Source organism: Hymenobacter sp. J193 (genome assembly GCF_024700075.1).
Taxonomy (GTDB): domain Bacteria; phylum Bacteroidota; class Bacteroidia; order Cytophagales; family Hymenobacteraceae; genus Hymenobacter.
The window spans coordinates 4,232,914-4,257,915 of sequence record NZ_JAJONE010000001.1; the positions used below are offsets into that span (position 1 = coordinate 4,232,914).

Consider the following 25,002-nt stretch of genomic DNA (forward strand, 5'->3'; position numbering starts at 1 on the left):
CGCTGTGCTCAGGATGACAGACAAAAAGAGCTTACAGCCGGGCAACGCGCTGGCCGGGGGCTTCCTTCTCGCCCTGCGGCTCTTTGGCTCCGGCCGGCTTGGAGCCCTGCAAACTCAACAGGTAGGAGCTGACCTGCAGGATCTGTTTGCCGGAGAGCTTGCCTTTCCAGGCCACCATACCTTTCCCCTGCACCCCGAACTTGATGGTCTTGTAGACGTGGTTTACCTCGCCGCCGTGCAGCCAGTACTCGTCGGTCAGGTTGGGCCCCACTTTGCCTTCGGCATTGGCCCCGTGGCAGGGGGCGCAGTTGGTCGTATACAGCGCTTTGCCACTGTTTAGGTCACCGGCAGCCGTCAGAGGCTGGTAGGTGGTAAGCTTGTTGGGGTCGTCGGCCTCGGTGGAAACGAAAAGGGCAGCCTGCTGCATTTCGGCGGCATACTCGGCGCCCTGCAGCTGCCCGGCTTCGGCCAGGTGATAGTAGCTGAGGTAGCCGATGGCAAACAGAATGGTGGCGTAGAAGCTGTATTTCCACCACGGCGGCAGGTCGTTGTCGAACTCGTGGATGCCGTCGTAGTCGTGGTCCAGAAGCTCGTCGCGCACCTCACCCCGTACCAGCGTGGCGTCGCCTACGAGCAGGCCCAGCACCCGCCCGCTCCAGGTGGGGCGCACGGTGGGCAGCTCGTAGAGGCGGCGCAGCTGAGGCCGCAGGCGTACCACCAGCGTGGCCGCCAGCAGCACCATCAGCAGGATAACCAGGCCCAGCGTAGCCAGTAGCGCCCAAAGTAGCAGCAGCTGGGAATCGGCTGGTCCGGCCTTGGCTTCCGGGGTTTGCGCCAGCGCCGGACCGGCGGCCAGCACTACCAGGCCCGCGCCGGTTGCGGCTACGCGCCAGGAGAATGGATAGTACCTCATGCGGCAATGCGCTGCCCGGCCACTGCCGGGGCGGGAGTTGCAGTTGGCGCGGCCGCCAGCACATCGGCCTGTTCGGCTTCTTGCTGCCCGGCCTGCTGCTGCGCAGCGGCGGCAGCGGCCGAGGCCAGGGAGGTGGCCGTCATCATCCCAAAAATCAACACCACGGCGGCCAGGCCCCAGGCCGCCAAGCTTAGCAGGGAACCAGGGGTGGGACCGGTAGCAGCCGGGGTTTGGGCAGCCGCCGCATAGCTGGCGAGCAGGCCCGGGACGATCAGCAGAAGAGTGCGTTTGGTTAGCATAGCACGTCGTGGTTAAGGTGATGATTCAGGGGTTCGTCGTGGTCAGGCGCCAGCGGAAGCTGGCTCATGGTGCTGATGTGCTGGCGGTTGGCTACGGCCACGTACACCAGCAGGCCCAGGAAAAAGAGAAAGAAGATGACAAAGGAAATGAGCGGGTATATCTCAATGCCCGCTATGGATTGCAACACGTTCTTGTGCATGATCGGGGAGGGTTAGGGGAGCAGTGGCTGGGAGGAAATCCGGGCGTTACTTTGCTGCCGCGGCTTGCTCAGGCTTTACTTTGATGTCGGTGCCCAGGCGCTGGAGGTAAGCAATCAGAGCCACGATTTCCTTGTCGGACTTCACTTCGATATCCTCCTTTTTCAGCTCGGCCACGATGCCCTGGGCCTGACGTTGCGCGTCGGCCACGGCCTGCTGCTCGTAGCCGGCGGGGTAAGGCGTGCCCAGGTCACGCAGCACCCTGATCTTGGTGGGCAGCGTGGAGTAGTCGATGTTGTTGTCGAACAGCCAGGGGTAGGCGGGCATGATGGAGCCGGGTGACATACTGGTGGGGTCCAGCATGTGGTTGTAGTGCCAGGAGTGCGGATATTTCTGACCCACGCGGTGCAGATCGGGGCCGGTGCGCTTGCTGCCCCACAGGAAGGGACGGTCGTAGACGAACTCGCCGGCCTTGCTGTACTCGCCGTACCGCTCGGTTTCGGAGCGGAAGGGGCGTACCATCTGGGTGTGGCAGTTGGAGCAGCCTTCCTTGATGTACAGGTCCCGACCCTGCAGCTCGAGCGAGGTATAGGGCTTCACCGAGGCAATGGTAGGCACGTTGCTTTTCACCAGGAACGTGGGAATCATTTCGATAGCCCCGCCGATAAGAATGGCGACGGTAGCTCCCACGGCCAGCTGGAATGGCCGCCGCTCGATCCAGCGGTGCCAGTGGCCGCCCTGGTGCTCTTCCACTAGCGCGGCCGGCATAAGGGGCGCGGCCTGGGCTTTTTCGTTGGCCAGCAGAGAGCCGGCTCTGGCCGTCCGGTAGAGGTTGAACATCATCACGAACACCCCGCTCAGGTACAGCACCCCGCCGATGCCGCGCAGGTAGTACATGGGCACTAGCTGCATGACCGTTTCCAGGAAGTTGGGGTACTGCAGCATGCCCTCGGCATTGAACTGCTTCCACATCAGACCCTGGGTGAAGCCGGCCCAGTACATGGGCAGGGCGTAGAACAGGATGCCCAGGGTGCCCAGCCAGAAGTGGGTATTCGCCAGCTTTTTGGAGTGCAGGGGCGTGCGGTAAAGGCGCGGCCACAGCCAGTAGAGCATACCGAAGGTCAGGAAGCCGTTCCAGCCCAGGGCGCCTACGTGCACGTGCGCCACAATCCAGTCGGTGAAGTGGGCAATGGCATTCACGTTTTTGAGGCTCAGCATGGGCCCCTCGAAGGTGGCCATGCCGTAGGCCGTCACGGCCACTACAAAGAACTTGAGCACCGGCTCCTCCCGCACTTTGTCCCAGGCTCCGCGCAGCGTCAGCAGCCCGTTGATCATGCCGCCCCAGCTGGGCGCAATCAGCATTACGCTAAAGGCCACGCCCAGGCTCTGGGCCCAGTCGGGCAGGGCGGTGTAAAGCAGGTGGTGCGGTCCGGCCCAGATGTAGATGAAAATCAGGGACCAAAAGTGGATGATGCTCAGGCGGTAGGAGTACACCGGTCGTTCGGCCGCCTTGGGCAGGAAGTAGTACATCAGCCCCAGGTAGGGCGTGGTCAGGAAAAAGGCTACCGCGTTGTGGCCGTACCACCACTGCACCAGAGCATCCTGCACGCCGGCGTAGGCCGAGTAGCTTTTCATAAAGCTCACGGGCAGGGCCGCCGAGTTGACGATGTGCAGCACGGCTACCGTCAGGAAGGTGGCAATGTAGAACCAGATGCCCACGTACAGGTGCCGCTCGCGCCGCCGGACAATGGTGCCGAACATGTTCCAGCCAAACACCACCCACACCAGCGTAATGGCAATGTCGATAGGCCACTCCAGCTCGGCGTACTCCTTGCTGGTGGTGAAGCCCATGGGCAGTGTGGCCACAGCCGAGAGAATAATCAGCTGCCAGCCCCAGAAGTGGATTTTGCTGAGCTTGTCCGAGAACATGCGGGTTTTGCACAGGCGCTGCAGGGAGTAGTACACGCCGGTGAAGATGCCGTTGCCAACGAAGGCAAAAATCACGGCGTTGGTATGCAGCGGCCGGATGCGGCCGAAGGTAGTAGCGGCCGTGCCCATGTTCAGCTCGGGCCGGGCCAGCTGAAACGCCGCCAGCACCCCCACCAGCATCCCGATAATGCCCCAGATGACGGTGGCAATACCGAAGTCGCGCACGATGCGGTTGTCGTAAAAGAACGTGTCAATTGCCCGGCTGGCTGGGCTGGCAACCAGCGGCGGCTTGGGCGCGGCTACCGGCGGTAGGGGTTCGACTTGCATGGCCTTCAGAAGTGGATGATTTACTTCTCCAAAGGTCTTTCCGGGCCGATTTCGAAAAGATGACGAATGTCAGTTCTGTACCTGATTGATATCAGGCGGGGTGCAAAGGCCCGCCGCATTTAGCTGAGTGCTGCCTGAAAAAGCCCACGGCACCCGGTCGGGCAGGGCCCAAAAGTCAGCGTGAATCCGAGCGGGCAACCCTACTCCTCCGGCTCATCCTCAAAGAGCATGCGTACCGAAGGCGTGTAGTCGTCCTCGTACTGGCCCGAGCGCACCGCCCACAGAAAGCCGCCCAGAAACGTAAGCGCCACCAGCAGGCTGATGCCGATCAGCAGAAAGATAATAGTCATAGCAAAAGGGAATTAGAGGCCCCGCCGGTGAGCGGCGTACCGAACCAGCAGGGTAGCAAACACCATCACACTCAGGGAGCTGATGGGCATCAGAATAGCCGATACGATGGGTGTGAACCGGCCCTGCACGGCCAGCCCCAGCCCGATACCGTTGTAGCAGAACGACAACACGAAAGTGGCCAGAACCACCTGCAGGCAGTCCTGCGAAAACCGTAGAAACGTGCTGAGCTGCTTTAGGCTGCCCGCGTCCAGAATAGCGTCGCAGGCAGGGGAGAAGTTGGTGAGCGTCTCGCTCAGGGCCAGGCCGGCATCGGCGCGCTGTAGGGCTCCGGCATCGTTCAGCCCGTCGCCGACCATAACCACGCGGCGGCCGCGCTGCTGCTGCGTTTGCACGTAGTGCAGCTTATCCAGCGGCGACTGGTTGAAGCGCAGCTCGGCCGCAGAACCAAAAAGCTGGCGCAGATGGGGCTCGTCGGCGTCGTTGTCGCCGGTAAGCAAGGCCAGTTGGTAGGTTTTGCCCAGCTCCTGCAGCAGGCCAGGCAGGTCGGCGCGGTATTCGTTGCTTACTTCGTACCAGCCCAAGGGCTGCCCATCCAAAGCCACATATACGCGGGCTTGCTGCCCGCCGTGCGGGGCCGCCGGCAGGCCCACGAAAGCCGCGGAGCCCAGGCGTACTTCCCGGCCAGCCACGCGCCCGCACAAGCCTTGCCCGGGCGTTTCCCGGCAGGCGTCCACCGGCAGGGTGGAAGCCCCCAGCTTTTCAGCCAGCCGCTGGCTTAGCGGGTGCGTCGACTGCCGGGCCAGTGCGGCCACAAGCTGCTCATCGGCTTCACTTAGCGGCGGTCCGCAAAAGCTCACCACCGCCCGCTTGGTGTCGGTAAGCGTGCCGGTTTTGTCGAACACGAGCGTATCGGCGCGGCCCAGCGTTTCGATGACGGCGGAATTTTTCAGGTAGAGCCGGCGCCGGCCCAGCCACCGCAGAGCGGCTCCCAGCGCAAAGGGCGTGGCCAGCGACAGGGCGCAGGGGCAGGCAATGACGAGCACCGAGGTGCAGGCCCGCAGGGCCATTTGTGGGTCCTGCGGGTACCAGTACAGCGCCGCGCCCAGGGCCAGAGCCAGGGTCACGCCCACGAAGTAGCGGCCCACTTTGTTGGCGTAGGTTTCCAGCGTGGGCTTGGTTTCCTTCTGGAATGCGGGGTTGTTCCAAAGCTGGGTAAGGTAGCCCTGCGACACTTCGCGCACCACTTCCAGCTCCAGGGCTTCGCCCACCTGCCGGCCGCCGGCGTACACCACCTCCCCGGGTTCCTTGGGTACCGGCACACTTTCGCCCGATACAAAGCTGTAGTCAATCTGCCCCGCACCGCGCAGCAGCACCGCGTCGGCCGGAATAATTTCCTGGTGCCGCACCCGGATGCGCTGCCCGGTCCTGAGCTCCCGCACGGGCACCGACTGCTCCCCGTCCTTGGTCAGCAAGGTCACGGCCACCGGGAAGTAAGAGGTGAAGTCCCGGTCGAAGCGCAGCGCGTCGTAGGTGCGCTGCTGCACCCACTTGCCGATGAGCATGAAAAAAACCAGCCCCGTAAACGAGTCGAAGTAGCCGGGGCCGCGCCCGGTGGCAATGTCAAAGACGCTGGTGGCAAAAAGCGCCGTCAGCCCCAGGCTGATGGGAAAGTCGAGGTTGATGTGGTGCTGGCGCAGGCCCTGCCAGGCCGAGCGGTAAAAGTCGCGGGCACTGATCAGCAGCACGGGCAAAGCCAGCAACAGGCTCAACCCGCCAAAAAAGCGCCCAAACAGCGTCTGCAGCTGCTCGGTGAAGGAGAAGTAATCGGGAAAGGCCATGAGCATCACATTGCCGAAGGCAAAGGCGGCCAAACCCAGCTGGTAGGTAAGGCGGCGGCTGCCGTGGTGGGGCTGGGCGCCCAGCTCGGCCAGGGTTATCTGGGGCTCATAGCCTACCGAGGCCAGCAGCTGCACCACTTCCCGCAGGCTGGTCGTCTGGGGCTGGTAGGTAACCGTCAGCTCTTTGCGCAGGAAGTTGACCCGCGAGGCCGAGATACCGGGGTTGAGCCTGAACAGGTTTTCGAGCAGCCAGATGCAGGAGGCGCAGTGCATCTGCGGAATAGCGAAGGTGAGCCGGCTGAGTGTGGGCGAGCGAAACGCCAGCAGCTGGCTTTGCACCGATTCCAGGTCGAGGTAGTCGAAGCGGCCGGGTAGCTCCAGCTTCCTTTACTTTCTGGCCGGGCTTCTCGTCGAGGCGGTAGTAGGTGCTGCATAGGTTGCTGGCGTCAAGCAGCTCATACACGGCCTTGCAGCCCTGGCAGCAGAAGTGCAGCGTGGGCCGGGCTGCCAGCCGGACAGGTTCCGCGGGGCAGTCGTCGCCGCAGTGGGAGCAGGCCAGGTAAGTGAGGGGCGGGGCAGTGGCAGTAGGCACAGGCAGGCAGACTAGTGGAAACCCAAAGCTCCGGCACGCTGCCCGCCAAAAAGCTGACGAACGTCAGTCCCCAGGCTGATTCATCTCAGCCCCCAAGCTGGGACCGAACCCGCATCTTTGTGCTGTTGTTCCAGGACGGTCGGGCGGAAGCTGCTTTCGGTCCGGCCGTTTTTGCCTGTTTTTATGTCCCGCTCCCTTGCCACTGGTTCGTTGCTGCTGGTACTGGCCCTGTTCGTGTGGGCCGGTATGGTTGGCGGTATTTCCTTTCTCGAAGCCCCGCTTAAGTTTACCGCTCCCCATATTACCGTGCCGCTGGGCCTGGGCATTGGCCGCATCGTGTTTGCCGCCCTGAATAAAGCGGAGCTGCTGCTGGCCGCTGTGGCCGTAGGCAGCGCAGTTTACGTGCGTGTGCCGGCTCACCTGGCGGGCGCGCTGGGTTTGCTCAGCAGTATTCTGCTGCTCCAGACCTTCTGGCTGCTGCCGGCCCTCGACGTGCGGGCCCTGGCGCTGCTGGCCGGCCGCCCGGCCCCGCCCAGCTCCCTGCACATGGTTTATATTGGGCTGGAAGTCGTGAAGCTGCTTACCCTGCTGCTCACTGGTAGCTGGGCGTTTCGGTGGACGTTACAGGCCGCCCGCGAACAGAGCCTCAACCGGCGCGCCGGGCAGCTGGCCGCCTGAATAATACCTGTTTGTTTCTGCCATGACTGATTCCCGCCCCGATATTCAAACCGAAGCCGACGTGCAGCGCCTGGTCGATGCGTTCTACCTGAAAGTCAACCAGGACGATTTGCTTAGCCCCGTATTCAACGGCTTTGCCCACGTCGACTGGGCCCGGCACCTGCCCATTATGTACGATTTCTGGAGCAGCCTGCTGCTGGGCACCTCGCGCTATAGCGGGCGGCCCTTCCCCAAGCACATGCCACTGCCCGTGAATGCCACGCACTTTAGCCGCTGGCTGCAGCTTTTCGAGGCGACGGTAGATGAGCTCTTCGCCGGCCCCGTAGCCGACACCGCCAAAGTACGGGCCCTGAACATTGCCACGATGTTTGAGTATCGCCTGCGCAAGCGCGACCCGCTGTCCTTGCTGTAGAAAATAAGTACTGCCAAAAAGGGGCTGTCAACATACAGGTTGGCAGCCCCTTTTTGGTGGTAGTAGCCTCTACCGGAAAATCAGAATACGGGCTTCTTCCAGGCAGGAAAGGGAGTGAGGCGCCCCGGCGGAAATAATGACGTAGTCGCCGGCCGTAACTTCGGTTGGCTGGTCTTCCTGCGTAATGATAAGGCGGCCGGCCAGCACCGTCACGAATACGTCGACGGGCGCGTGGTGAGTGGACATAACCTCGCCGGCGCGGAAGGACTTGTAAATAACTTTCTGGCCGCTTTTATCGAGCAACACCAGGGCTTTCTGCTCGCCGACGGGCATATGGCCGCCGCTTAGCAGGCTACCGCTTTTCAGAGGTGGGTACATGAGGAATGGGGATGAGGTGGACGGGTCTGGCCCGGTTTGCTGGCTTAAAGCACGAGCATTTGCCCCGGCTTACCCATGACGAAAATCACGAACTCCGCTGAGTAGTGGCAGGCTTTCCAGGCAGCAGCCAGGACTTGCCTGGGCCTAACACAGGAAAAGCCGTCGGGGCTCGACGGCTTTGCTGAAAGCTTTTCAAATAAGTGGCTTACCAATGTGCCCGGCGCAGCTTGTCGGGCTGCAGTACCCGGATGTTTTTGGGTGTCAGCTCGATCAGGCCGTCGTTTTTGAACTCGCTCAGGGTACGAATCAGCGACTCAGGGGCCGTGCCGACCAAGGCCGCCATGTCGTCGCGGGAGAGGTAGATGGCCGCGTCGGGGGCCGTGGCGGCCTGCTCGTGCATGCGCAGCAGCGTGTCGGCCACGCGGCGCCGGATGGAGTTGTATGCCATGCCCAGCAGCTGCTCTTCCCGCTCGGTTACCCGGCCCGCCAGCAGCCGGATAAACTGCTGACCCACCGCCGGGTTGCGCAGCAGCTGGGAGAAGTCGTCGCGCGGAATGTAAACCAGCTCCGAGTCGTCCAGGGCCACGGCCGAGTCGTTGTGGGGTGTTTGCTCAAGCAATGGCAGGTAGCCGAAAAACTCGCCGGGCCCGTAGACGCCCGTTATCAGCTCCTTGCCGCCGGCCGTGGCTTTAAGCGTTTTCACCCGGCCCGCCTTTACGAAATACACCCGCGTGGGCTCATCACCTTCCAGGTAGATATCCTGCTTTTTGCGGATGCTGTGCACTTTACGGTCGGCTGAGAGGCTTTGGAGGTTGCCCACGGCGCGTGCGTCATCCAAGAACTCACTTAGCCCGTTCGGTGCCTGCAGGTCGTACTCAGCTTTGAGGTGGCGGAAGCGGTTGAGCCGCCCGGTAATGGCGCTCAGCAGCTCGGCTTCGTCGAAGGGTTTGGTCAGGTAATCATCGGCACCCAGCTCCATACCGCGGCGCAGGTCCGTGCGCTCGGTTTTGGCGGTCAGGAAGATGAAGGGCACGCCCGAGAGCTGCGGGTTCTGGGTGAAGATGTGCAGCACGCCGTAGCCGTCGAGCACCGGCATCATGATGTCGCACACCACCAGGTCGGGCCTGGTGGCCAGCGCCTGCTCCACGCCTATTTTTCCGTTTTCGGCGGTCAGGACGTTGTAGCCGGCCAGCTCCAGCAGCTCGGCGGTGTTTTCGCGAATCAGCTCGTTGTCCTCAATCAGCAGGATGGTGGTCTTCATAAGGAATGGTAATGGTCACAGTGGTGCCCGCGTTCAGCTCGCTCTGCAGGGAAATGGTGCCGCGCATCAGCTCCAGGTACTTGGCAATGATGTAGAGGCCCAGGCCCGTGCCGGGCACGTTGGCCGCGCTGCGGGCCCGGAAAAACCGCTCGAATAAGTGCTCCTGGTCTTCTTTAGAAATGCCCACGCCCTGGTCCTGCACGCGCAACGTCAGCAGGCCGGGCTGGCAGTCGGCCTGCAGCGAAACGACGGAATTCTCCCCCGAGTACTTGATGGCGTTGGAAAGCAAGTTCACCAGAATTTTGCGCAGCAGCGACGCGTCGAGGCGTACCGAGCCGGGGCAGGCCAGGTGCTGCTCGATGCGCTGCCCGGTCTTGAGCATGCCCTGCACGCTGGTGGCCGTTTCCAGCAGCAGAGCCGCCAGGTCCAGATCGGTAGGGTGGGCTACGATACGGCCTTCCTCGATGCGGCCCACCGACAGGAATTCCTCCAGGATATCGTTCAGGTGGTTTACGGAGGCGCGGATGCGGTGCAGGTGCTTGAGGCGCTTGTCCTGCTGCTCGGAGGCGGGGTATTTCTCGATGAGGGTGGCTGAGGTGAGCACGGCCGTGAGCGGGGTGCGAAACTCGTGCGAGGCCATACTCACGAAGCGCGACTTCAGCTCCCCCAGCTCCTGCTCCGCGGCCAGGGCCTGGGTCAGCTCCTGGCTGCGCTGCTCCAGCTGCTCCAGGGTGCTGAGCAGGGCATGGGTGCGGTCGGCCACTTTCTGCTCCAGGTCGGCGTTGAGGCGCTCCACGTGCTGGCGCTGGGCAATCAGCTCCCGCTCGGCTTCCTTTTTAAAGGTGATATCAAGCACGTAGGCCACTACGTACAGCTCCTGGTCGAGGTAAAAGTAGCTCAGGCTGACTTCCACCGGAAACACGGAGCCGTCCTTGCGCTGGCCCAGCAGGTCGCGGTTGTGGCCCATGCCGCGCACGGCGGGCTGCTCGTTGAAGGACTCGCGTAGCTTTTGGTGGTTGCGACCGGCGGCGTTGGGCACCAGCACATCGATGCTGTAGCCCACCAGCTCCTGCACGTCGTACCCAAACAGCTTACCCGAAAGCTCATTGGCTGAGACAATGATGCCGGGCCGGTCGCACACGATGATGCCGATGGTAGCATTGGCAAACACGGCCTCGAAGCGCCGCACGCTGTGGGCCAGGTCCCGCTCAGCCTGCTGCAGACGGCTTTGTTTGGCGAGGCGAACCAGGAGAAATGGCTGCCCCTCGGCTTCAAAATACGTCAGCTCAATACGGCTCCAGAAGGAGTTGCCAGCATAGCCCCGAAGCTCCGCTTCCAGCTCGTGGCGGCCGTTGCGGCGGGTTTGCTCGCACAGGCCCTGCCACTGCTCCTCGGTCCAGGGCGTTACGCGCAGCGTGCGGAGCGGGGCGGCCAGCAGGGCCTCTTCCGATGGGTAGCCCAGCAGCTTCACACCCGCCGGATTCACCTGCGTAAACCAGCCCGTGCTCAAATCATACATCCCCACAAATTCCGGGGCGCGGGCATAAAGTAGTTCCAGCAGGGCAGTGGCGTGAGCAGTGGGCAACATAGGGGATGAAGCGGACACAGGTAGCAAAGCTAAATACCAATGCTGCCCCTAAGGTACGCAGGGGAGCCCACCTGAAAGCATTCCTGGAAGCTGATAAAAGTCAGCCGGCCAGCTGATGGCCATCATGCTTCAGGCCGGGGCAGGGCGGTAAGTTTGTCGCTCCACGCTTGTTTCAGGTCCCGATGACAACCCCCAGCTTCCCCATTTACCGGGCCAGCTGAGGCGGCAGTGCTACTGGTATTGCTGCCGGTGGCCACGGCCGCTACGCATTCGTCGCAGACGGCCACGAATACGTTTCTGAACACCGTGCAGCACAAGCTGGAGCCCGTCATCCGACTGCTACGCATTCAGGAAGCCAGCCACCCCGCCGTGGTGCGCAGCTTTCAGCCTGATGAGCTGCCGGCCATGGTACTGGTGCAGCATGGGGTCGAGCTTTGGCGCCAGCAGGGGCTGCCCGACGGGGAGGCCATTATCTCCTTGCTGTTAAGCAAAGTCCAGCCGCTTAGCACCCCCACTACCCTCATATCTTAGGGTATAGTCCCCTTAAAGAGGTCTGGGCCCGGATGAGGCGGAGCAAAAGAGCCTTGCGGCCTGGGTAGGAGGCAACAGGCCCCCGTGAAGCTATGCCGTTTCCAGTCGTATGACTGGGCAAAAAGCTGATGTAGCTGCTCCACGCTGACGACCAGCGGTTCAGTGTCTCTCAGCGCGACAGGGGGTATGGTTTCCGGGTGGCCGTAGCCGTTGGGGCTCTACCAATATCGAGCAGTTGTTTGCAGCCGGTTGCGCCGCCTGCTTCGGAAATACTGTCTTTCATGCTGCCCGGCCTTAACAATCGGCTACATCCTCCCACCATCCCCGGTTATGCGCCATAAACAGTGCCTGCTCGCCGCGGATATCCGCCGGTTCGGATACGTGCGCCCGCAGCCGGACAGATGGCTCTTTTTGCTCCCGGCTGTTACTGAAAATGCCCTGTCCTTCGCTTTGAGCAAGCAATTCTCTGGGTTCTGCCTGGCCGCTTGCCTCCCTGGTCTGGGGGCACTCAGCTGTTAGGCCGCCGAACTTCGTATATAGCAACGCAGTCCTTCACGGTGCACGCCTATCGAGAATCGTATGAATGTATTACAACGGCACCATGTCCGCGTGTCCGGGACCGGGCAGCAGGTCATGGTATTTGTACACGGCTTTGGCTGCGACCAGCAGATGTGGCGCCTGGTAGCCCCGGCCTTTGAGGCGGAGTACCGCGTGGTGCTGCTCGACTTGGTGGGCGCCGGCAACTCTGACTTAACAGCCTACACCCCCGCCCGCTACAGCACCCTGGCCGCGCACGCCGAAGACGTGCGCGAAGTACTACAGGCGCTGGATGCGCGCGAGGTGATATTCGTGGGACACTCCGTGAGTGCCATGATTGGGGTACTGGCGGCCGCGCAGGAGCCCACGCGGTTTTCCCGGCTCATTCTTGTGAGCCCCTCGCCGCACTACCTCAACAAGGCCGGCTACCCCGGCGGCTTCGAACCGGAAGATATTGAGGAGCTCTTGGAGGCTATGGACAGCAACTACCTCGGCTGGTCGGCCGCGTTTGCCCCTGTGGTAATGGATACGCCCGAACAGCCGGCGCTGACGGCCGAGCTTACCAACAGCTTTTGCCGCACCGACCCGGCCATTGCCCGGCATTTTGCCCGGGTAACGTTTCTGGGGGACAACCGCGACGACCTGCCTGGTGTGCGTACCCCAGCCCTGATTCTGCAGAGTGCCCGCGACCTGATTGCGCCGCTGGCCGTGGGGGCCTACGTACACCAGCAACTGGCCGGCAGCGAGTTAGTGGTGCTGAACACCTCGGGCCATTGCCCCCACGTCAGCGCGCCTGAAGCCACCGTGGCGGCCATGCGGGCCTACCTGCAGCAAACACGGCCGCTCTCCGTATGAGCGCGCCCAGTGACGAGCCGGAGCGGCCCGCTGGCCTGGACCTGCGCCTGACTCAGGAAAGCGCCGAGGACCTGTACGAGCAAGCGCCCTGCGGCTACTGTTCCTGTCTGCCCGATGGTACGCTGGTCAAGCTTAACCAGACCCTGCTTGCCTGGCTTGGCTACGCCCGCGAGGAAGTGGTGGCGCAGCGCACCTTGCAGCACTTATTGACCATTGGCGGGGCGCTCCACTTTGAGATGCACGGGATGCCGCTGCTGCTGCTGCAGGGGCATGTACGCGAGCTAAGCTACCAGCTGCGCCGCAAGGATGGCACCAGCCTGCCCGTGCTGCTGAACGCTGATTTGGTGCGCGACTGGGACGGCTCACCGCTGGTGATGCGAATTATGCTCGTTGACATCACCGACCGGCGGCAGTACGAGCTGGAGCTGCTGCGAACCAAGAACCTGGCTGAGCAACAGCGGGAGCAGCTGGCCCAGGCCAATGCGGCCCTGCAAACGAGCAATGAGCAGCTGCGGCGCGCCAACGTGGACCTGGACAGCTTTATCTACTCCGCCTCGCACGATCTAAGGCTGCCCATTACCAATATTGAAGGTCTGGTACAGCTGCTGCGGGAGCAGCTGGCAGAAGAACAGGGGCCGACCGGGGAGCTGCAGCCCGTGCTTGCCATGATGCAGGAGTCGGTGGAACGGTTCAAGCGCACCATTGAGCACCTGAGCGACGTGACCAAGCTGCAGAAAGAACACGCGCCGCCCACCACCGATGTGCCGCTGTGGCCGGTGGTAGAGGATGTATGCCAGGACCTGAAGCCGCTTATTGTCGCTACCGGGGCCACGCTAGAGGTGGATGTGGCTGCTTGCCCCACCGTGCCGTTTTCCACCAAGTACCTGCGCTCTGTGGTTTACAACCTGCTCAGCAACGCGCTCAAGTTCCGCCACCCCGACCGCGTGCCGCAGGTGCAGATTCGGTGCCGAAGCGAAGCGGCATATGTTGTGCTGGAGGTGCAGGACAATGGCCTGGGCATTGAGCAAGCTTACCATGCCGAACTGTTCATCATGTTCCGGCGCCTGCACAACCATGTAGAGGGCTCAGGCATCGGGCTGTTTATGGTCAAGCGCAGCGTGGAAAACCAGGGTGGCAAGGTAGAGGTGCGCAGTACGCCGGGGGTGGGCTCGACTTTCACGGTCTACTTCCGGCGCTGAGGGCCGGGTAGAGGGCCGTTCAGCAAAAGAGTTTCTTCCACCGAACTCCATCAGCGAAAGAAGGAAGGCCTTTTGCCCGCTGATGCGCTTGGTGCTTACGGGTGCCGCGCTACTGAGCTGCCTGGTACAAACTCTTCAGCAGGCTGCCCTGGGGCTTGTCGCCGGTCAGCTCCCAGAACATGATGCCGCCGAGCTGCTTTTCCCGCGCATACCGGGTTTTCAGCCGAAGGGACTGTGCATCGTCGAACGTGGCAAACTCCTGCCGTTGCGCACTGTAGGCGTACGGCGCCCGGGCTACCTCATCCCAGTAGAAAGCGAAGCCCCGGGCAGCCGATAGACTGTCGGCAAAGTCCTTGTAGTTGACGGCCTGCTTGAATGTGCCTGCCTGCTGCAGGCCCTGTTGACGGTTGGGCACGCCGCCAAACACCCGTGCGTAAAAGGCCGCGCCAATGACGACCTTACCCGGCGCCACCCCCACCGAGTCCAGAAAACGCACCCCATCGTCCACCGAAGGGACCTGCTGCGGGGTGGAATACAACGGTGTGTGGTGCCCTGTAGTGGTGCTGTAGCCGTTCACCAGGTCGTAGCTCATCAGGTGCACGCGGTCGACCAGCGGCATTACAGCCGGCCACTCCACGGCGTGCTGCAGGTACTCGCGGAAGCCCCCGGCAGCAAAGCTAATTTCGTAGCGGTTGCCCAACGTAGTGCGCAGCGCCTGCACCAGCAGCGTGAAATTGTGGCGGTCTTCGGGGGTGAAGCGGTGACCAGGAGGACCGGCAACGGCGGGGTATTCCCAGTCCAGGTCGATGCCGTCGGTGTGGGTGGCGGTCAGCACCTCCTTCACGGAGGCCGCAAAGGCACTGCGGCCCTGGTCGGTGGCAAATACCTCCGAGCAGGTTTCACAGCCGCCCCACCCACCCAACGACAGCAGCACTTTCAGCTGCGGGTGCTGGCGCTTGAGGGCCACCAGCGCGGCCACTGTGGCTTGATCCTGCGGCTTGTCAAAGGCGAAGCTTGAGCCCTTCAGGTGCAGAAAGCTGTAGATAATGTGCGTAAGCTTTTCCGCCGGATAGGGCCGAAAAGCGGTTGCGTCGCCCGCATAGTAGGCAATGATGGCAAAGCCTGGCTTCGGGGCCGTGCCTGCAGGGGGGGCGGACCGGCACCCAGCCACGAGCAGCACCACCAAGTACAGAATAGTTCGCATGAGCACGTTCATCAACAAGTAGTTACAAGTGCCCCGAATGTAAGGGGCTGGCAGCAGGAACCAAATGCCCCTGCTGGCAGCATAAACCAAGCAGGCGCCTGATATACTTGGAGCACTTCAGCCAGAAGAGCCGCATTGATGCCTGCGGCCACCAACTGACCGGTCAGATCAACGTGGTTTTGGCCCCGGGTCCACCCTAAACATCCTCCGTACGCAGTGGCCCATTGGGGATTTGCGAGCAGGCGAACTAGATCAGCGCTATACCTGAATCAGTGGCTTTTTGATAAAAACACGGAGCGGAAAATACCGTTTTCCACGACCGAAACTCCGGATTAACCGGATATCAGCTGCGCGAAAGCGGGCCGTATAACCCATCAGCGGAGGAAGCTTTTCGCAGCCAGCAACAGGGCCAGCAATACATTTTTTAATCCAATGCCCGGCTGGTGCAGGCGTACCCTTGCGCACTTCTCCCGCCTGGGTAGTGGCAGTTCTTTCAACGGGAAGCATGAGTTCCATGGCGTTTTCGCTTGTATTCTTCAGCTTGTTTTTCGGGCTTTGCGCCCTGGTGCTGGTATTGGTGCTACTGCCCCGGCCGGCGCTGCCCCGGCTCACGCACCTGCCGCGCGTGAGCATTTTGGTGGCGGCCCGCAACGAGGCATCTACCATTGAGCGTTGCCTCCGTAGCCTCGCCGCAATGAATTATCCGGTAGAACTGCTCGAAATTCTTATCGGCGACGATGCCTCGACCGACGACACAATGGCGGTGGTGCAGCGCTTTATTGCTGATAAGCCCCAGTTCCGGCTCTTGCCCATCCGGCACCGGCTGGGCACGGCCCAGGGCAAAAGCAACGTGCTGGCTCAGCTCTGCCGGGCTGCCACCACCGACTTTTTCTCATTACCGACGCCGACATGGCCCTCGACCCCGGCTGGGTGCGGACCATGCTGGCGGCCGCTACCCCGGAAGTGGGGGTTGTAACCGGCATCACCACGGCCGATGGCTCGCTGTTTGGCCGCTTGCAGGGGCTCGATTGGCTGTTCGGGCTCAACCTGATTCGCCTGCTCACTGACCGGGGCGTGCCCGTAACGGCAGTGGGCAACAACATGCTGGTGCGTCGGGCTGCCTACGAGGCCATTGGCGGCTACGAAACCTTGGTCTTCAGCATCAGCGAAGACTTACAGTTATTTCAGCTGGTGGTAAGCCAGGGCTGGCAGTTTCGCAACCTGGTTGCGCCGCAGGTGCTGGGCATTTCGGCCCCGCAGCCCACGGTGCGGCATCTGCTGCGCCAACGCAAGCGCTGGATGAAAGGCGCCGCACGCCTGCCCTGGCAGCTGAGTGTGCTGTTCGGGGCCTACGCCTTGTTCTACACGGTGCTCGGCTGGCCCGGACTTTTACCGCTAGGTGCCATTGGGGCCCTGTATACCGGCAAAGTGCTGTGTCAAACCCTGTTTCTGGTTGTTACGCTGCGGCAGGCCGGCCGGCGCGAAACACTGGGCGTTTTGCTGCTGTACGAATTCTACCTGGTAGCCATGTCGCTGGCCGTGCTGGCTTACACGGCGTGGCCGCGTCCCATTGAGTGGAAGGCGCGCCGCTACGACTGGGCCAGGGCCTGATGTAGAAAGGCCCGATGGAGAGTCCAGCACTCCGGTACCAAGAGTGGTTCTCAAGAGCTCTGACCAGGTGCCTGAGGTGCTGGACTTCGCTGGCTGCGCTTCTGCCTCCTGGTAGAGGAAAGCGGCTTTAGGCTACCCTACGGCCCCGAACATGCGCCCCCCGGGCCGGGTAGGTTAAGACGTGCTCAGCTCGTCCAGGGCAACTTTCAGGCTGGTTCGCAGAAATGACCAAGTGACCAGCTCTTGCCCTGCAGTCAGCTGTTGCCGAATATTCTTCTCCTGTTGCTGCAGCATGCTTACCTGCTGCAATACCCGCATCCGTTGCTGATCAGATGGGTGTCGCTGGGCAAGCTGTTCCGCGTGCCGGATGTAGTGGCCACGAGCGCCAGCAGTTCCTGCTCATCGGCCTGGGAGAGCAAATCCATGGGTAGCCCCTGCAAACGCCTTAGAGCCTGTTGGGCGTACGAAGTAATGTGAAGCGGAACGGACATAGCAGGCGTTGGCCGTGAAAATGGACGAAAGGCAAACGCAATAGGTGGTTGGCAGCTTGGAGCACAACCGAAGCCATGCGGGGCAAAAATAACAAAAACTGGTATAGGATTTTCCCCATAGGTAAATGCGTTATTCCCGCGCGGCAATTTCCGTAGTTTTCTCCTTGTCGGGCAACTACCCAGCGGCGAATTTTGCTGGCTAGCCTCTCAATAAAGCCAGTTCGGTATGACCTACCTACCCAAATATGGCCCGCAGGCGCAGACTCCGCAGCAGCGGGCCCGTATTCTGGTCCAGATGAAGGCCGCCAACCCGGTTCTCTACAAAGACCTCCCGCCAGCATTGGAGCAGTTACATGCCCGCTACATAGCGGGCGAGCTGAGCTGGACCGACGTCTGCTACCTGCGTGAGCAAGAACAAGCCCGATAAGGCGGCCGTCAATGGCCTCCGTATTTTTCCGGAGGGGCTGTGCGCTTTCCGTTATATTCCCTCAAAAAGCACGTATTTTAGCCCTTCAAGGCCCTTTTTCGTTCCCTGCGGAGCGGCACAGTTCGTTTAAGAAAGAAACCAGATCGGCATCCGCCGGCTCACTTCTTTTCTCTGTTCTGTCATGCAGCCTTCTCCCACCTCCGCTACTTCCCAGCCGACTGCTGCTGGTACCTTTCCCAGGGTTTCTGCCCTGAGCACCTATCCTTCGCCGGTGCTTAACACCCAGGAAGATGATCTGTTGCTACCCAGCGAACAGGATCAGGACTATCTTCCGCTTCTTTACACTCCACCAGTGCCCCAGCAGCCACTTCAGGGGCTTAACTTCGGTCGCCCACGCTGGTAGCCTACGCCGCCAGCGCACGGGAAGCCCCTTCGTAAATGAAGGGGCTTTTTTGTTTCGGCGACCTTGTTGCGAAGCCAGAATGCTAAGCCCGCCCTGGGTAGAGTCCGAGAGTCCGTTCACCCAGGTAGAGGCGCACCTGCATGGCAGTGCCGATGCCTTCTGCTTTGGCCGGCGCCTGAAGTCACAGCGCCTGGGGTGAAGTCAAATAAATGATATTCAGATATATGCAATCTGAATTGGGCGTTGCCGGTGCAAGGCAGAATGCTCTGTCAAGCGCAATGCTCAACAGAACATTCTGCCTTGTTGGGGCAATTTACCGGGCAGCCGGATACCAGTTGCGCAGCCGCACGTCGATTTTCTTGTTGGCCGCATTCACCGTTTTCCTGAAGCTGTCCACGTCGCTCAGGCCGTTCTGGCCACGGTAATGGTAAGGATAAATGATGCCCGGCTTGAAAGCTAATACTCCCTGCGCGGCCTGCGCCACATCCATGGTATAGGGCAGGTTCATGCACACAAACGCCACGTCAATGTTTTTCAGGGCACGCATTTCGGCAATGTCTTCGGTGTCGCCGGACAAATACACATTTTTACCGCCAAGGCTCAGCACGTAGCCGTTGCCCCGGCCCTTGGGGTGCATTGCGTCAGCCGCTTCGGGCAGGTTGTACATGGGAATGGCCGAGATACTCAGGCCCAGCGTATCGAGCCGCTGGCCGTTGGCCAGAACGCGTACCTGCGCTTTGTACTCCGCCGGCAGCTGCGCGGCTACCGCCTGGGGCACTACCATCAGGGTCTTGCCCGTGGAGAGGCCCGCCAGCGTTTTAGGGTCCAGGTGGTCACCGTGGATGTCGGTAATGAGGATAACATCGGGCGCGGCCAGCCCGGCATAGGCCTCCGCTCCACCGTAGGGGTCTACGTAAATGCTCTTACCATTCCACATGAAAACTACGCTGCCGTGCGTGATAGGCTGCACCGTGAGCGGTCCTTTTTTAGTGGTAATCTGGTCGGCCGCTACGCGCGGCGTGGCAGCGGCGGCGGTGGTTTGGGCCTGCGCCTGAACCGCAAAAGCAGCCAGCGCGGCCGTGAGCATAAGGGGAAATTTCATCGGTTTTGGCAAAGAAGATAAATGTGAAGGTCTGGGTTTGCAAGGAGCATGACACCGAAGGGAGTAGCCCACGAAGACCGTGACCATAACCTTGCCGCCCACCACAAGTTTAAACCGGCAGAAAGCCATGATAGCTGCCTGTGTGGCCGGTCCCGCTCGCCCGGTGAAACAGCCGGCTCATCCCCCGGATAATTACTTGCTTCTCACAGTCGGGACCATGTAACCCGGCTGCTGAGGCTGCCGGTCCCTGCGTGGCCGCGTCGAAGAAGGCCAGCTACCCGCTGATGCTCATACACAATAAGGCCCCAGCTTACCAGCCGAGGCCTTATTTCGTTTTGGTTTGTCAGACTCCCATTTTCCTGGAGAGGCTACTTTCGTTTCACGGGGGCCCTGGGTTTGGCGGCGGGGGTGCTGCCTTCGGGCACTACCTGGCCGTTGCGGTAGGTTTTCTTCTCCTGAATGGTTTTGCCGTCGGCGGCGAAATACGTCCAGGTGCCGGTTTCACGGTCGTTGCGGAAAGTGCCGGCAACTTCGGGAGTTCCATCTTCGCGCAGCTGGCGGTAGGCCCCGGTGCGCAAGCCTTTTACATAGGTGGTTTCGGCTTTCAGCTTGCCCGAGGGGTAGTACTCGGGGCTCAGGCCGGTGACTTTGCCGTTCTCGAATAGCTTTTTGCGCTGGACCGTGCCGGACGGAAAATAAGTGAGTTGCTCACCGGCGAGGCGCCCGTTGAGGTAGGTTTCCTGCAGCTGCACTTGTTTGGTGTCAGGAAAATATGTGCGCCAGAGGCCGTTTGGCTGGCCGTTTTTGTAGAGCTGCTCGGCCTGTACGGCGCCGGCGGGCGTGTAGATGGTTATTTTTCGGTCGCGGGCCTGGTTGCTGTATTCAGTTTTGCGCTCCAGCTTCCCGGTTTCATAAAAATCCTCCTGCGTACCCTGCAGCACGCCTTGGCGGTACTGCTGGGTGCTTTTGATGCCGCCGCTTTCGTAGTAGGTTTTCACCGGGCCGTCGAGGTTGCTGGTGCCGCCCACCAGCTTTTTGGCCTGAGCGGTGAGGTCGTCACCCAACGGATTCTTGATGGCCCGGCCCACGAGCGTGGCCGGCGCGTAGTTGCCTTCGGTGCGCAGCTTGCCCGAGCGGTAGTAGCTGCGGTAGGTGCCGTGGCCGGTACGGTCGGCGGCCACATCAGTTTCTAGCTGGCCGTTGTTGTAGTAGGTTTTGTAGGGGCCGGCCAGCAGGCCTTTGTTCAGGGTAGCCTCACTTTGCAGCTGTCCGTTTTCGTAGTAGGTCTTCATTGGGCCGTTGGCCTGCCCGTTCTGGTAGGTTATTTCTGCCTTGATCTTGCCCGAAGCGTACAGCTCGCGCACGGCCCCGGCCGGTTGCCCGTTGGTGAGGGTGGTTTCCAGCTTCACTTCGCCGTTGGGGTGATAGTAGCGCAGCGTACCGGTGGGCTGGTCGTTGTCGTAACTGCCTTCCTGAGCGGGTTTGCCGTTGGCGTAGTACGTTTTGAACGCGCCCTGCCGTACGCCCTGGCGGTAGGTTACCTCCAGCCGCCGGCCGCCATCAGGGTGAAACTCCACGTAGGCCGAGTCGCGCTTGCCGGCCGCGTAGCGCGTCTGGGCTTCCAGCTTGCCGGAGCGGTAAAACCGCTTGTACGGGCCTTCCATCACCGTGTCGCGCCCTACCAGCGCCGAGTAGATTTCGCGCTTGCGGGTGCTGGTAGAGTCGAAATACGAGGTAAGACGGCGTAGCTGCTGGGCCTGGGCAAGGGTGGCCGAGAGCAGGAGCAACAAGACAAAAAGATGCTTCATAGCGGGAAGAACGCAAGAAAGTAGAAAGTATTTCGGGCCGAAACTCAATACAAGGGCGGCCTCAGGAAATTTCGGGCTCAAGTCAGTAAGAAGCCCGAAACCTACGGGCACGCAAAAGCCCTGCCGCAACGTGCGGCAGGGCTTCAACAAAGCGAATCGTCCGCAAAATCTGCGGAATCCGAAAAAAACCGCGCGAAACGCAGTTCAGCGAAGCTAATTCGTGGTCGAACCGTCCACAAAATCCGTGGAATCCGAAAAATCCGCGCGAATCCGTGGTTCTGTCGTTAGAGCTTCTCTACTACAATGCTGCTGGCTCCGCCGCCGCCGTTGCAGATACCCGTCACGCCGATTTTGCCGCCTTCGTTGCGCAGCACGTTCACCAGCGTCGTCACAATGCGGGCGCCGGAAGCACCCAGCGGGTGGCCCAGGCTCACGGCCCCGCCGTACACGTTCACCTTGGTGCCTTCCAGGTTCAGGAGCTTGTTGTTGGCCAAAGAAACCACTGAGAAGGCCTCGTTGATTTCGTAGAAATCCACTTCTGAAGCTTCTACGCCGGCATTTTTCAGGGCCTTCGGAATGGCCAGCGAAGGCGTGGTCGTAAACCACTCCGGTGCCTGTTCGGCATCGGCGAAGCCCCGGATCAGGGCCAGCGGCTGCACGCCCAGCTCCTCGGCCTTCTCGCGGCTCATCAGCAGCACGGCGGCAGCGCCGTCGTTGAGGGTAGAGGCGTTGGCCGCAGTTACGGTGCCTTCCTTGGTGAAAGCGGGCTTGAGGCCGGCAAACTTGGCGAAGTCCACCTTGGTATATTCCTCGTCGTCGCTGATGACGGTTTCCTTGCCGCGCACGGTGATGGTCACGGGCACAATTTCATCCGCTTTCTTGCCCGCTTTGGCCGCCTCGGCGCTGCGCTCATAGCTCTGGCGGGCAAAGGCATCCTGCTCTTCGCGGCTGATGCCGTAGTGCGCGGCCGTAGCGTCGGCGGCGTTGCCCATAGCGTAGTCGTGGTACGGGTCCCAAAGGCCGTCCCGCACTAGGCCGTCAATCATCTGGCCGTGGCCGTATTTGGCGCCAAAACGGGCTTTATCGAGGTAATAAGGCACGTTCGACATGCTTTCCATGCCGCCGGCCAGCACCACGTCGGCTTGGCCCAGCATGATGGCCTGGGCGCCCATCATAATGGCCTTGGTGCCCGAGGCGCACACTTTGTTGACGGTGGTGCACTCCACGGTATCGGGCAGGCCGGCTTTCTTGGCCGCCTGGCGGGCCGGAGCCTGACCCAGGTTGGCCGAAATGACGTTGCCCATAATCACCTGCTGCACCTGCTGGCCATCGACGCCGGCTTTTTCCAGGGCACCTTTCAGCGCAACTGCGCCCAGCTCCGTAGCTGACAGCGACGCCAGGCTACCGCCGAACGAGCCGATGGGCGTGCGCACGGCCGCTACGATTACCACTTCTTTGATTTGCATAAAACGATTGGGTGGGATGGGGAAAGAACAAAAAGCCCACGAGGCTTTCCGGGGTTAAAAGTACGCACCTGCGCCGTACCATCAACGCCGGTTTGCTTACAACCCATCCGCAGGCCAAATGATTACCAGGCCGGTTTCGAGGAGGGAGCGGGCTTGGGACCCTGGCGGGGCAGCTGCTGAATATACTGCTGCTCCGAGGCCCGCAACGCATTCAGCAGCTGCTGAGCCTGAGCTGCTGTGAGCTGCATCTGCTGGAGACGGGCGCGCTGGGTTTGCAGCTGGGTGGCGTCGGCGGCCGCGTTTTCGGCCCCGGGCTGGCGGCTGGCGGCATTCGGGGCGCTGGTCGGCTGGTCGGCGGTAGGGTCGCCGAGGCCGCGTACGTTGCCCGGCTGCCGGCCCTGTGCCACCGGCTGCTCTGTACCCTGGCCGGGGTTGAAGTTATTTTGATTCGCGTTGCCTGCGCCGCCGGTTTGGTTGGGCGTGCTGCGGCCCTGGGCGTTGGGTTGGCTTTGGGGCGGTTGCCGGGCGTCGTTCCGCGCTGGGTTGTTTAGCTGCCCGCTCTGCTCGTCGCCGGCCTGGGGTTTGGGCTGCTGCTCGTCGGAGTTGCTGACCTGGTCGGGGGCGTTGGGCTGGCCGGGGGAGGCGTTTCGGGGTCGGGCCGGCGGGCCAGATAGCGCATTACGGCTTCGTAGTTGTAGCGGGCCGTGGCGTTACGGGGGTTGGTGAGCAGCGCCTGCCGTAGCAGACGGGCCGCCTGGGCGTAGTCGCCGCGCCGCGCCTGAAGCACCCCCAGCTGCTGCTGGGCCACGCTGCGCAGTGGGCCGCTACTGCTGTTGAGGAGGCGGCTGTAGTAGGCGCGGGCCAGCACGGGCTGATTGGCCTGCCAGGCGGCGTGGGCCAGGTTCAGCTCAAGCGCTTCATCGGGCCGACGAACAGCTGCCAGGGCGCGCTGGTAGTGCTGCACGGCGGCGGCGTAGCGGTGGGCGCGATAGGCCCGGGTGCCCGCCTGCACCGCCTCATTGCGGACGCGGATGCCCGTGAGGCCGCCCCAGGTGGAAATCACCAATAATATGACGAGTACGCTTCTCATGGCCGGATCACGCGCACAGTTACCAGTACATCCAGCAGCAATAGCGCCAGCCCCAGCAGCAGGGGGTAGCGGTAGCGGTTGTCGGCCACGGCCACGGTGCGCACCTGCTCGGCCTGGCCTTCCACTCGGTTGAGGGCGTTTACCAGCTGCGCAAACTCGTTGCGCTGGGCCGTAAGCTCGAAATAGCGGCCATTGGTTTGCTCGGCCAGGCGGCGCAGGGTGGCGGGCTCCAGGCGCGTCACCGCGTCACGGCCTTTGGCGTCGCGCACGTAGCCGCCCTGGGGGCGCGGAATCCGGCTGCCTTCGGCCGTACCTACGCCCACCGTGAACAGCCGTACCCCGGCCCGCGACACCTCGCGCAGCACGGGCTCCAGGTTTTCCCCGAAGTCTTCGCCGTCACTGACCAGCACCACGGCCAGGGCCCGGGGCGGCATGCCGGCTGGGGCTGGCGTAGCGGCCAGGCGACGCAGAGCCAGCTCCAGCGGGGGCGCAAGGTTGGTAGGCCCGGCCGGCAGGAGGGAAGTCTGCAGGGAATTCAGAAACAGCTCCAGGGCGCCTTGGTCGTAGGTAAGCGGGCACTGCACGTAAGCTTCGGCCCCAAACACAATCAGCCCGATGCGGTCGGCCTGAAACCGGCTGACGAGCCGCGTCAGCTCGGCGCGGGCTTTCTGCAGGCGGGTAGGGGCAACGTCGGGGGCATCCATGGAGCGCGACAAATCCACCAGCAGCCACACGTCCTTGCCGGTGGTGCGCACGGCCTGCTGCGTTACGCCCACGGCCGGGCCCAGCAGGGAAATCAGCAGGAGGGTAAAATAAAACAGGCGCAGCGGCAGCTTCCAGGCCAGGCGCCAGCCCCGCTGTCCGAAAGGCCGGGCCAGCCGCCGGGTGCGGAAAATGTAGCCCAGGTAAAGCACCACGAAGAGGCTGACAGCCACCGCTTCTGCCCACCCAAAATGGGTTGCCCAGCTGATTTTCATGCGTGCCCCTGCTGTGTCATGCTGGCAAATATAACAGTCAGGGCGGGCCGGCGCCGGCAAAGATTTTTTCGCGGAAGTGTTGATTTCTGCCTGCTGGTTGTATATTTGCGCACTCTTCGGCCGGAAGAGTACCTTATCTGGAGAGATGGGTGAGTGGCTGAAACCAGTAGTTTGCTAAACTGCCGTAGCTCTAAAGGCTACCGGGGGTTCGAATCCCCCTCTCTCCGCATGTAGTGAATTATGAATGTTGAATTATGAATTCTGAAATGGATTTTTGCCGTTCAGAATTCATAATTCAACATTCATAATTAGTTTTCGGGGTGTAGCGTAGCCCGGTATCGCGCCTGCTTTGGGAGCAGGAGGCCGCAGGTTCGAATCCTGCCACCCCGACGTTCAGAGCTTAAGCCGTTTGCCCTCCAGGTGGGTGGGCGGCTTTTGTTTTTTCGTTTTGACCCCGTAGCTCAGCTGGATAGAGCAGCTGCCTTCTAAGCAGCCGGTCATGTGTTCGAATCACATCGGGGCCACGTTCGTTATCAG

25 protein-coding genes, 3 tRNA genes and 1 pseudogene are annotated in these 25,002 nt (G+C 61.7%); 11 read left to right on the forward strand and 18 right to left on the reverse strand.

Annotated elements, in window-relative coordinates:
- Positions 1–31: 31 nt before the first annotated feature.
- The 7 genes and pseudogenes from LRS06_RS18445 to LRS06_RS18475 all read right to left on the reverse strand — a co-directional run.
- Complete coding sequence (locus tag LRS06_RS18445) at positions 32–913, reverse strand: cbb3-type cytochrome c oxidase N-terminal domain-containing protein (RefSeq protein ID WP_257872848.1); 882 nt, start codon at positions 911–913, stop codon at positions 32–34.
- On the reverse strand, positions 910–1,212 hold the full coding sequence (locus LRS06_RS18450) for a hypothetical protein (protein WP_257872849.1): 303 nt from the start codon (positions 1,210–1,212) through the stop codon (positions 910–912). Before LRS06_RS18450 ends, LRS06_RS18445 begins: the two co-directional genes overlap by 4 nt.
- Positions 1,206–1,412, reverse strand: a complete 207-nt coding sequence (locus tag LRS06_RS18455) for a hypothetical protein (RefSeq protein ID WP_257872850.1) — start codon at positions 1,410–1,412, stop codon at positions 1,206–1,208. The genes LRS06_RS18450 and LRS06_RS18455 overlap by 7 nt, the downstream gene beginning before the upstream one ends.
- Before the next feature lie 46 nt (positions 1,413–1,458).
- Positions 1,459–3,666 (reverse strand): cytochrome-c oxidase, cbb3-type subunit I, encoded by a 2,208-nt coding sequence (gene ccoN / locus LRS06_RS18460; RefSeq protein WP_257872851.1) that lies wholly within the window; start codon positions 3,664–3,666, stop codon positions 1,459–1,461.
- Positions 3,667–3,866: 200 nt separating this feature from the next.
- Entirely contained in the window at positions 3,867–4,016 is a 150-nt protein-coding gene (ccoS, locus tag LRS06_RS18465) for a cbb3-type cytochrome oxidase assembly protein CcoS (RefSeq protein WP_196957285.1), read from the reverse strand.
- 12 nt (positions 4,017–4,028) lie between these two features.
- Positions 4,029–6,194, reverse strand: coding sequence for a cation-translocating P-type ATPase (locus LRS06_RS18470; protein ID WP_257872852.1), 2,166 nt, complete (start codon positions 6,192–6,194; stop codon positions 4,029–4,031).
- A gap of 103 nt (positions 6,195–6,297) precedes the next feature.
- Positions 6,298–6,447 (reverse strand): annotated as a pseudogene (locus tag LRS06_RS18475) (heavy metal translocating P-type ATPase metal-binding domain-containing protein); the annotation flags it as partial.
- A gap of 183 nt (positions 6,448–6,630) precedes the next feature.
- On the opposite strand from LRS06_RS18475, the gene LRS06_RS18480 reads away from it, so the two are divergent.
- Positions 6,631–7,125: a hypothetical protein gene (locus LRS06_RS18480; protein WP_257872853.1), complete on the forward strand. Its 495-nt coding sequence runs from the start codon at positions 6,631–6,633 to the stop codon at positions 7,123–7,125.
- 22 nt (positions 7,126–7,147) lie between these two features.
- Positions 7,148–7,537 carry a group III truncated hemoglobin gene (locus tag LRS06_RS18485; protein ID WP_257872854.1) on the forward strand — a complete coding sequence of 130 codons (390 nt, stop codon included), beginning with the start codon at positions 7,148–7,150 and terminating at the stop codon, positions 7,535–7,537.
- Positions 7,538–7,606: 69 nt separating this feature from the next.
- Here the strand turns inward: LRS06_RS18485 and LRS06_RS18490 are convergent, their stop codons facing one another.
- The 3 genes from LRS06_RS18490 to LRS06_RS18500 form a co-directional block, all read right to left on the reverse strand.
- The gene (locus tag LRS06_RS18490) at positions 7,607–7,915 is read right to left on the reverse strand and encodes a cupin domain-containing protein (protein ID WP_257872855.1); all 309 of its coding nucleotides are present in this window, start codon (positions 7,913–7,915) and stop codon (positions 7,607–7,609) included.
- 205 nt (positions 7,916–8,120) lie between these two features.
- The gene (locus LRS06_RS18495) at positions 8,121–9,176 is read right to left on the reverse strand and encodes a response regulator (protein ID WP_257872856.1); all 1,056 of its coding nucleotides are present in this window, start codon (positions 9,174–9,176) and stop codon (positions 8,121–8,123) included.
- On the reverse strand, positions 9,151–10,764 hold the full coding sequence (locus LRS06_RS18500) for an ATP-binding protein (RefSeq protein WP_257872857.1): 1,614 nt from the start codon (positions 10,762–10,764) through the stop codon (positions 9,151–9,153). Before LRS06_RS18500 ends, LRS06_RS18495 begins: the two co-directional genes overlap by 26 nt.
- Positions 10,765–10,992: 228 nt before the next feature.
- Between LRS06_RS18500 and LRS06_RS18505 the strand changes: the two genes are divergently transcribed.
- From LRS06_RS18505 to LRS06_RS18515, 3 genes are all read left to right on the forward strand, one after another.
- Complete coding sequence (locus tag LRS06_RS18505) at positions 10,993–11,295, forward strand: hypothetical protein (protein WP_257872858.1); 303 nt, start codon at positions 10,993–10,995, stop codon at positions 11,293–11,295.
- 579 nt (positions 11,296–11,874) lie between these two features.
- Entirely contained in the window at positions 11,875–12,687 is an 813-nt protein-coding gene (locus tag LRS06_RS18510; protein ID WP_257872859.1) for an alpha/beta fold hydrolase, read from the forward strand.
- Entirely contained in the window at positions 12,684–13,886 is a 1,203-nt protein-coding gene (locus LRS06_RS18515) for an ATP-binding protein (RefSeq protein WP_257872860.1), read from the forward strand. The genes LRS06_RS18510 and LRS06_RS18515 overlap by 4 nt, the downstream gene beginning before the upstream one ends.
- 109 nt (positions 13,887–13,995) lie before the next feature.
- Here the strand turns inward: LRS06_RS18515 and LRS06_RS18520 are convergent, their stop codons facing one another.
- Together LRS06_RS18520 and LRS06_RS18525 are read right to left on the reverse strand one after the other, a co-directional pair.
- Positions 13,996–15,090, reverse strand: a complete 1,095-nt coding sequence (locus LRS06_RS18520; RefSeq protein ID WP_257872861.1) for a glycoside hydrolase family 18 protein — start codon at positions 15,088–15,090, stop codon at positions 13,996–13,998.
- Between the two features lie 258 nt (positions 15,091–15,348).
- Positions 15,349–15,606, reverse strand: a complete 258-nt coding sequence (locus LRS06_RS18525; protein ID WP_257872862.1) for a hypothetical protein — start codon at positions 15,604–15,606, stop codon at positions 15,349–15,351.
- Between LRS06_RS18525 and LRS06_RS18530 the strand changes: the two genes are divergently transcribed.
- The 3 genes from LRS06_RS18530 to LRS06_RS18540 all read left to right on the forward strand — a co-directional run bounded on the left by LRS06_RS18530 (position 15,605) and on the right by LRS06_RS18540 (position 17,619).
- Positions 15,605–16,066, forward strand: coding sequence for a glycosyltransferase family 2 protein (locus tag LRS06_RS18530; RefSeq protein ID WP_257872863.1), 462 nt, complete (start codon positions 15,605–15,607; stop codon positions 16,064–16,066). The genes LRS06_RS18525 and LRS06_RS18530 overlap by 2 nt on opposite strands.
- Positions 16,000–16,701, forward strand: a complete 702-nt coding sequence (locus LRS06_RS18535; protein ID WP_257872864.1) for a glycosyltransferase — start codon at positions 16,000–16,002, stop codon at positions 16,699–16,701. Before LRS06_RS18530 ends, LRS06_RS18535 begins: the two co-directional genes overlap by 67 nt.
- Before the next feature lie 717 nt (positions 16,702–17,418).
- Positions 17,419–17,619: a hypothetical protein gene (locus LRS06_RS18540; protein ID WP_257872865.1), complete on the forward strand. Its 201-nt coding sequence runs from the start codon at positions 17,419–17,421 to the stop codon at positions 17,617–17,619.
- A 716-nt stretch (positions 17,620–18,335) separates the two neighbouring features.
- Here the strand turns inward: LRS06_RS18540 and LRS06_RS18545 are convergent.
- From LRS06_RS18545 to LRS06_RS18570, 6 genes are all read right to left on the reverse strand, one after another.
- Entirely contained in the window at positions 18,336–19,124 is a 789-nt protein-coding gene (locus LRS06_RS18545; protein WP_257872866.1) for an MBL fold metallo-hydrolase, read from the reverse strand.
- A gap of 368 nt (positions 19,125–19,492) precedes the next feature.
- A complete protein-coding gene (locus LRS06_RS18550) occupies positions 19,493–20,932 on the reverse strand; it encodes a toxin-antitoxin system YwqK family antitoxin (RefSeq protein WP_257872867.1) in 1,440 nt (479 codons plus the stop codon).
- 284 nt (positions 20,933–21,216) lie between these two features.
- On the reverse strand, positions 21,217–22,398 hold the full coding sequence (locus LRS06_RS18555; RefSeq protein ID WP_257872868.1) for an acetyl-CoA C-acyltransferase: 1,182 nt from the start codon (positions 22,396–22,398) through the stop codon (positions 21,217–21,219).
- Positions 22,399–22,520: 122 nt separating this feature from the next.
- A complete protein-coding gene (locus tag LRS06_RS18560) occupies positions 22,521–22,805 on the reverse strand; it encodes a hypothetical protein (RefSeq protein ID WP_257872869.1) in 285 nt (94 codons plus the stop codon).
- A gap of 140 nt (positions 22,806–22,945) precedes the next feature.
- The gene (locus tag LRS06_RS18565) at positions 22,946–23,488 is read right to left on the reverse strand and encodes a tetratricopeptide repeat protein (RefSeq protein WP_257872870.1); all 543 of its coding nucleotides are present in this window, start codon (positions 23,486–23,488) and stop codon (positions 22,946–22,948) included.
- Positions 23,485–24,465, reverse strand: coding sequence for a VWA domain-containing protein (locus LRS06_RS18570; RefSeq protein WP_257872871.1), 981 nt, complete (start codon positions 24,463–24,465; stop codon positions 23,485–23,487). Before LRS06_RS18570 ends, LRS06_RS18565 begins: the two co-directional genes overlap by 4 nt.
- Positions 24,466–24,604: 139 nt before the next feature.
- On the opposite strand from LRS06_RS18570, the gene LRS06_RS18575 reads away from it, so the two are divergent.
- From LRS06_RS18575 to LRS06_RS18585, 3 genes are all read left to right on the forward strand, one after another.
- A tRNA-Ser gene (locus LRS06_RS18575) sits at positions 24,605–24,692 on the forward strand.
- An 89-nt stretch (positions 24,693–24,781) separates the two neighbouring features.
- Positions 24,782–24,855 (forward strand) — tRNA-Pro (locus tag LRS06_RS18580).
- Between the two features lie 60 nt (positions 24,856–24,915).
- Positions 24,916–24,989 (forward strand) — tRNA-Arg (locus LRS06_RS18585).
- The last annotated feature ends 13 nt before the right edge of the window (positions 24,990–25,002 follow it).

Excerpts from the sequence above, each read along its gene's own strand:
- LRS06_RS18445 (WP_257872848.1), bottom strand. The coding sequence starts at position 913 with ATGAGGTACTATCCATTCTCCTGGCGCGTAGCCGCAACCGGCGCGGGC.
- LRS06_RS18450 (WP_257872849.1), bottom strand. The coding sequence starts at position 1,212 with ATGCTAACCAAACGCACTCTTCTGCTGATCGTCCCGGGCCTGCTCGCC.
- LRS06_RS18455 (WP_257872850.1), bottom strand. The coding sequence starts at position 1,412 with ATGCACAAGAACGTGTTGCAATCCATAGCGGGCATTGAGATATACCCG.
- ccoN (WP_257872851.1), bottom strand. The coding sequence starts at position 3,666 with ATGCAAGTCGAACCCCTACCGCCGGTAGCCGCGCCCAAGCCGCCGCTG.
- ccoS (WP_196957285.1), bottom strand. The coding sequence starts at position 4,016 with ATGACTATTATCTTTCTGCTGATCGGCATCAGCCTGCTGGTGGCGCTT.
- LRS06_RS18480 (WP_257872853.1), top strand. The coding sequence starts at position 6,631 with ATGTCCCGCTCCCTTGCCACTGGTTCGTTGCTGCTGGTACTGGCCCTG.
- LRS06_RS18485 (WP_257872854.1), top strand. The coding sequence starts at position 7,148 with ATGACTGATTCCCGCCCCGATATTCAAACCGAAGCCGACGTGCAGCGC.
- LRS06_RS18490 (WP_257872855.1), bottom strand. The coding sequence starts at position 7,915 with ATGTACCCACCTCTGAAAAGCGGTAGCCTGCTAAGCGGCGGCCATATG.
- LRS06_RS18495 (WP_257872856.1), bottom strand. The coding sequence starts at position 9,176 with ATGAAGACCACCATCCTGCTGATTGAGGACAACGAGCTGATTCGCGAA.
- LRS06_RS18500 (WP_257872857.1), bottom strand. The coding sequence starts at position 10,764 with ATGTTGCCCACTGCTCACGCCACTGCCCTGCTGGAACTACTTTATGCC.
- LRS06_RS18510 (WP_257872859.1), top strand. The coding sequence starts at position 11,875 with ATGAATGTATTACAACGGCACCATGTCCGCGTGTCCGGGACCGGGCAG.
- LRS06_RS18515 (WP_257872860.1), top strand. The coding sequence starts at position 12,684 with ATGAGCGCGCCCAGTGACGAGCCGGAGCGGCCCGCTGGCCTGGACCTG.
- LRS06_RS18520 (WP_257872861.1), bottom strand. The coding sequence starts at position 15,090 with ATGCGAACTATTCTGTACTTGGTGGTGCTGCTCGTGGCTGGGTGCCGG.
- LRS06_RS18530 (WP_257872863.1), top strand. The coding sequence starts at position 15,605 with ATGGCGTTTTCGCTTGTATTCTTCAGCTTGTTTTTCGGGCTTTGCGCC.
- LRS06_RS18525 (WP_257872862.1), bottom strand. The coding sequence starts at position 15,606 with ATGGAACTCATGCTTCCCGTTGAAAGAACTGCCACTACCCAGGCGGGA.
- LRS06_RS18535 (WP_257872864.1), top strand. The coding sequence starts at position 16,000 with ATGGCCCTCGACCCCGGCTGGGTGCGGACCATGCTGGCGGCCGCTACC.
- LRS06_RS18540 (WP_257872865.1), top strand. The coding sequence starts at position 17,419 with ATGACCTACCTACCCAAATATGGCCCGCAGGCGCAGACTCCGCAGCAG.
- LRS06_RS18545 (WP_257872866.1), bottom strand. The coding sequence starts at position 19,124 with ATGAAATTTCCCCTTATGCTCACGGCCGCGCTGGCTGCTTTTGCGGTT.
- LRS06_RS18550 (WP_257872867.1), bottom strand. The coding sequence starts at position 20,932 with ATGAAGCATCTTTTTGTCTTGTTGCTCCTGCTCTCGGCCACCCTTGCC.
- LRS06_RS18555 (WP_257872868.1), bottom strand. The coding sequence starts at position 22,398 with ATGCAAATCAAAGAAGTGGTAATCGTAGCGGCCGTGCGCACGCCCATC.
- LRS06_RS18565 (WP_257872870.1), bottom strand. The coding sequence starts at position 23,488 with ATGAGAAGCGTACTCGTCATATTATTGGTGATTTCCACCTGGGGCGGC.
- LRS06_RS18570 (WP_257872871.1), bottom strand. The coding sequence starts at position 24,465 with ATGAAAATCAGCTGGGCAACCCATTTTGGGTGGGCAGAAGCGGTGGCT.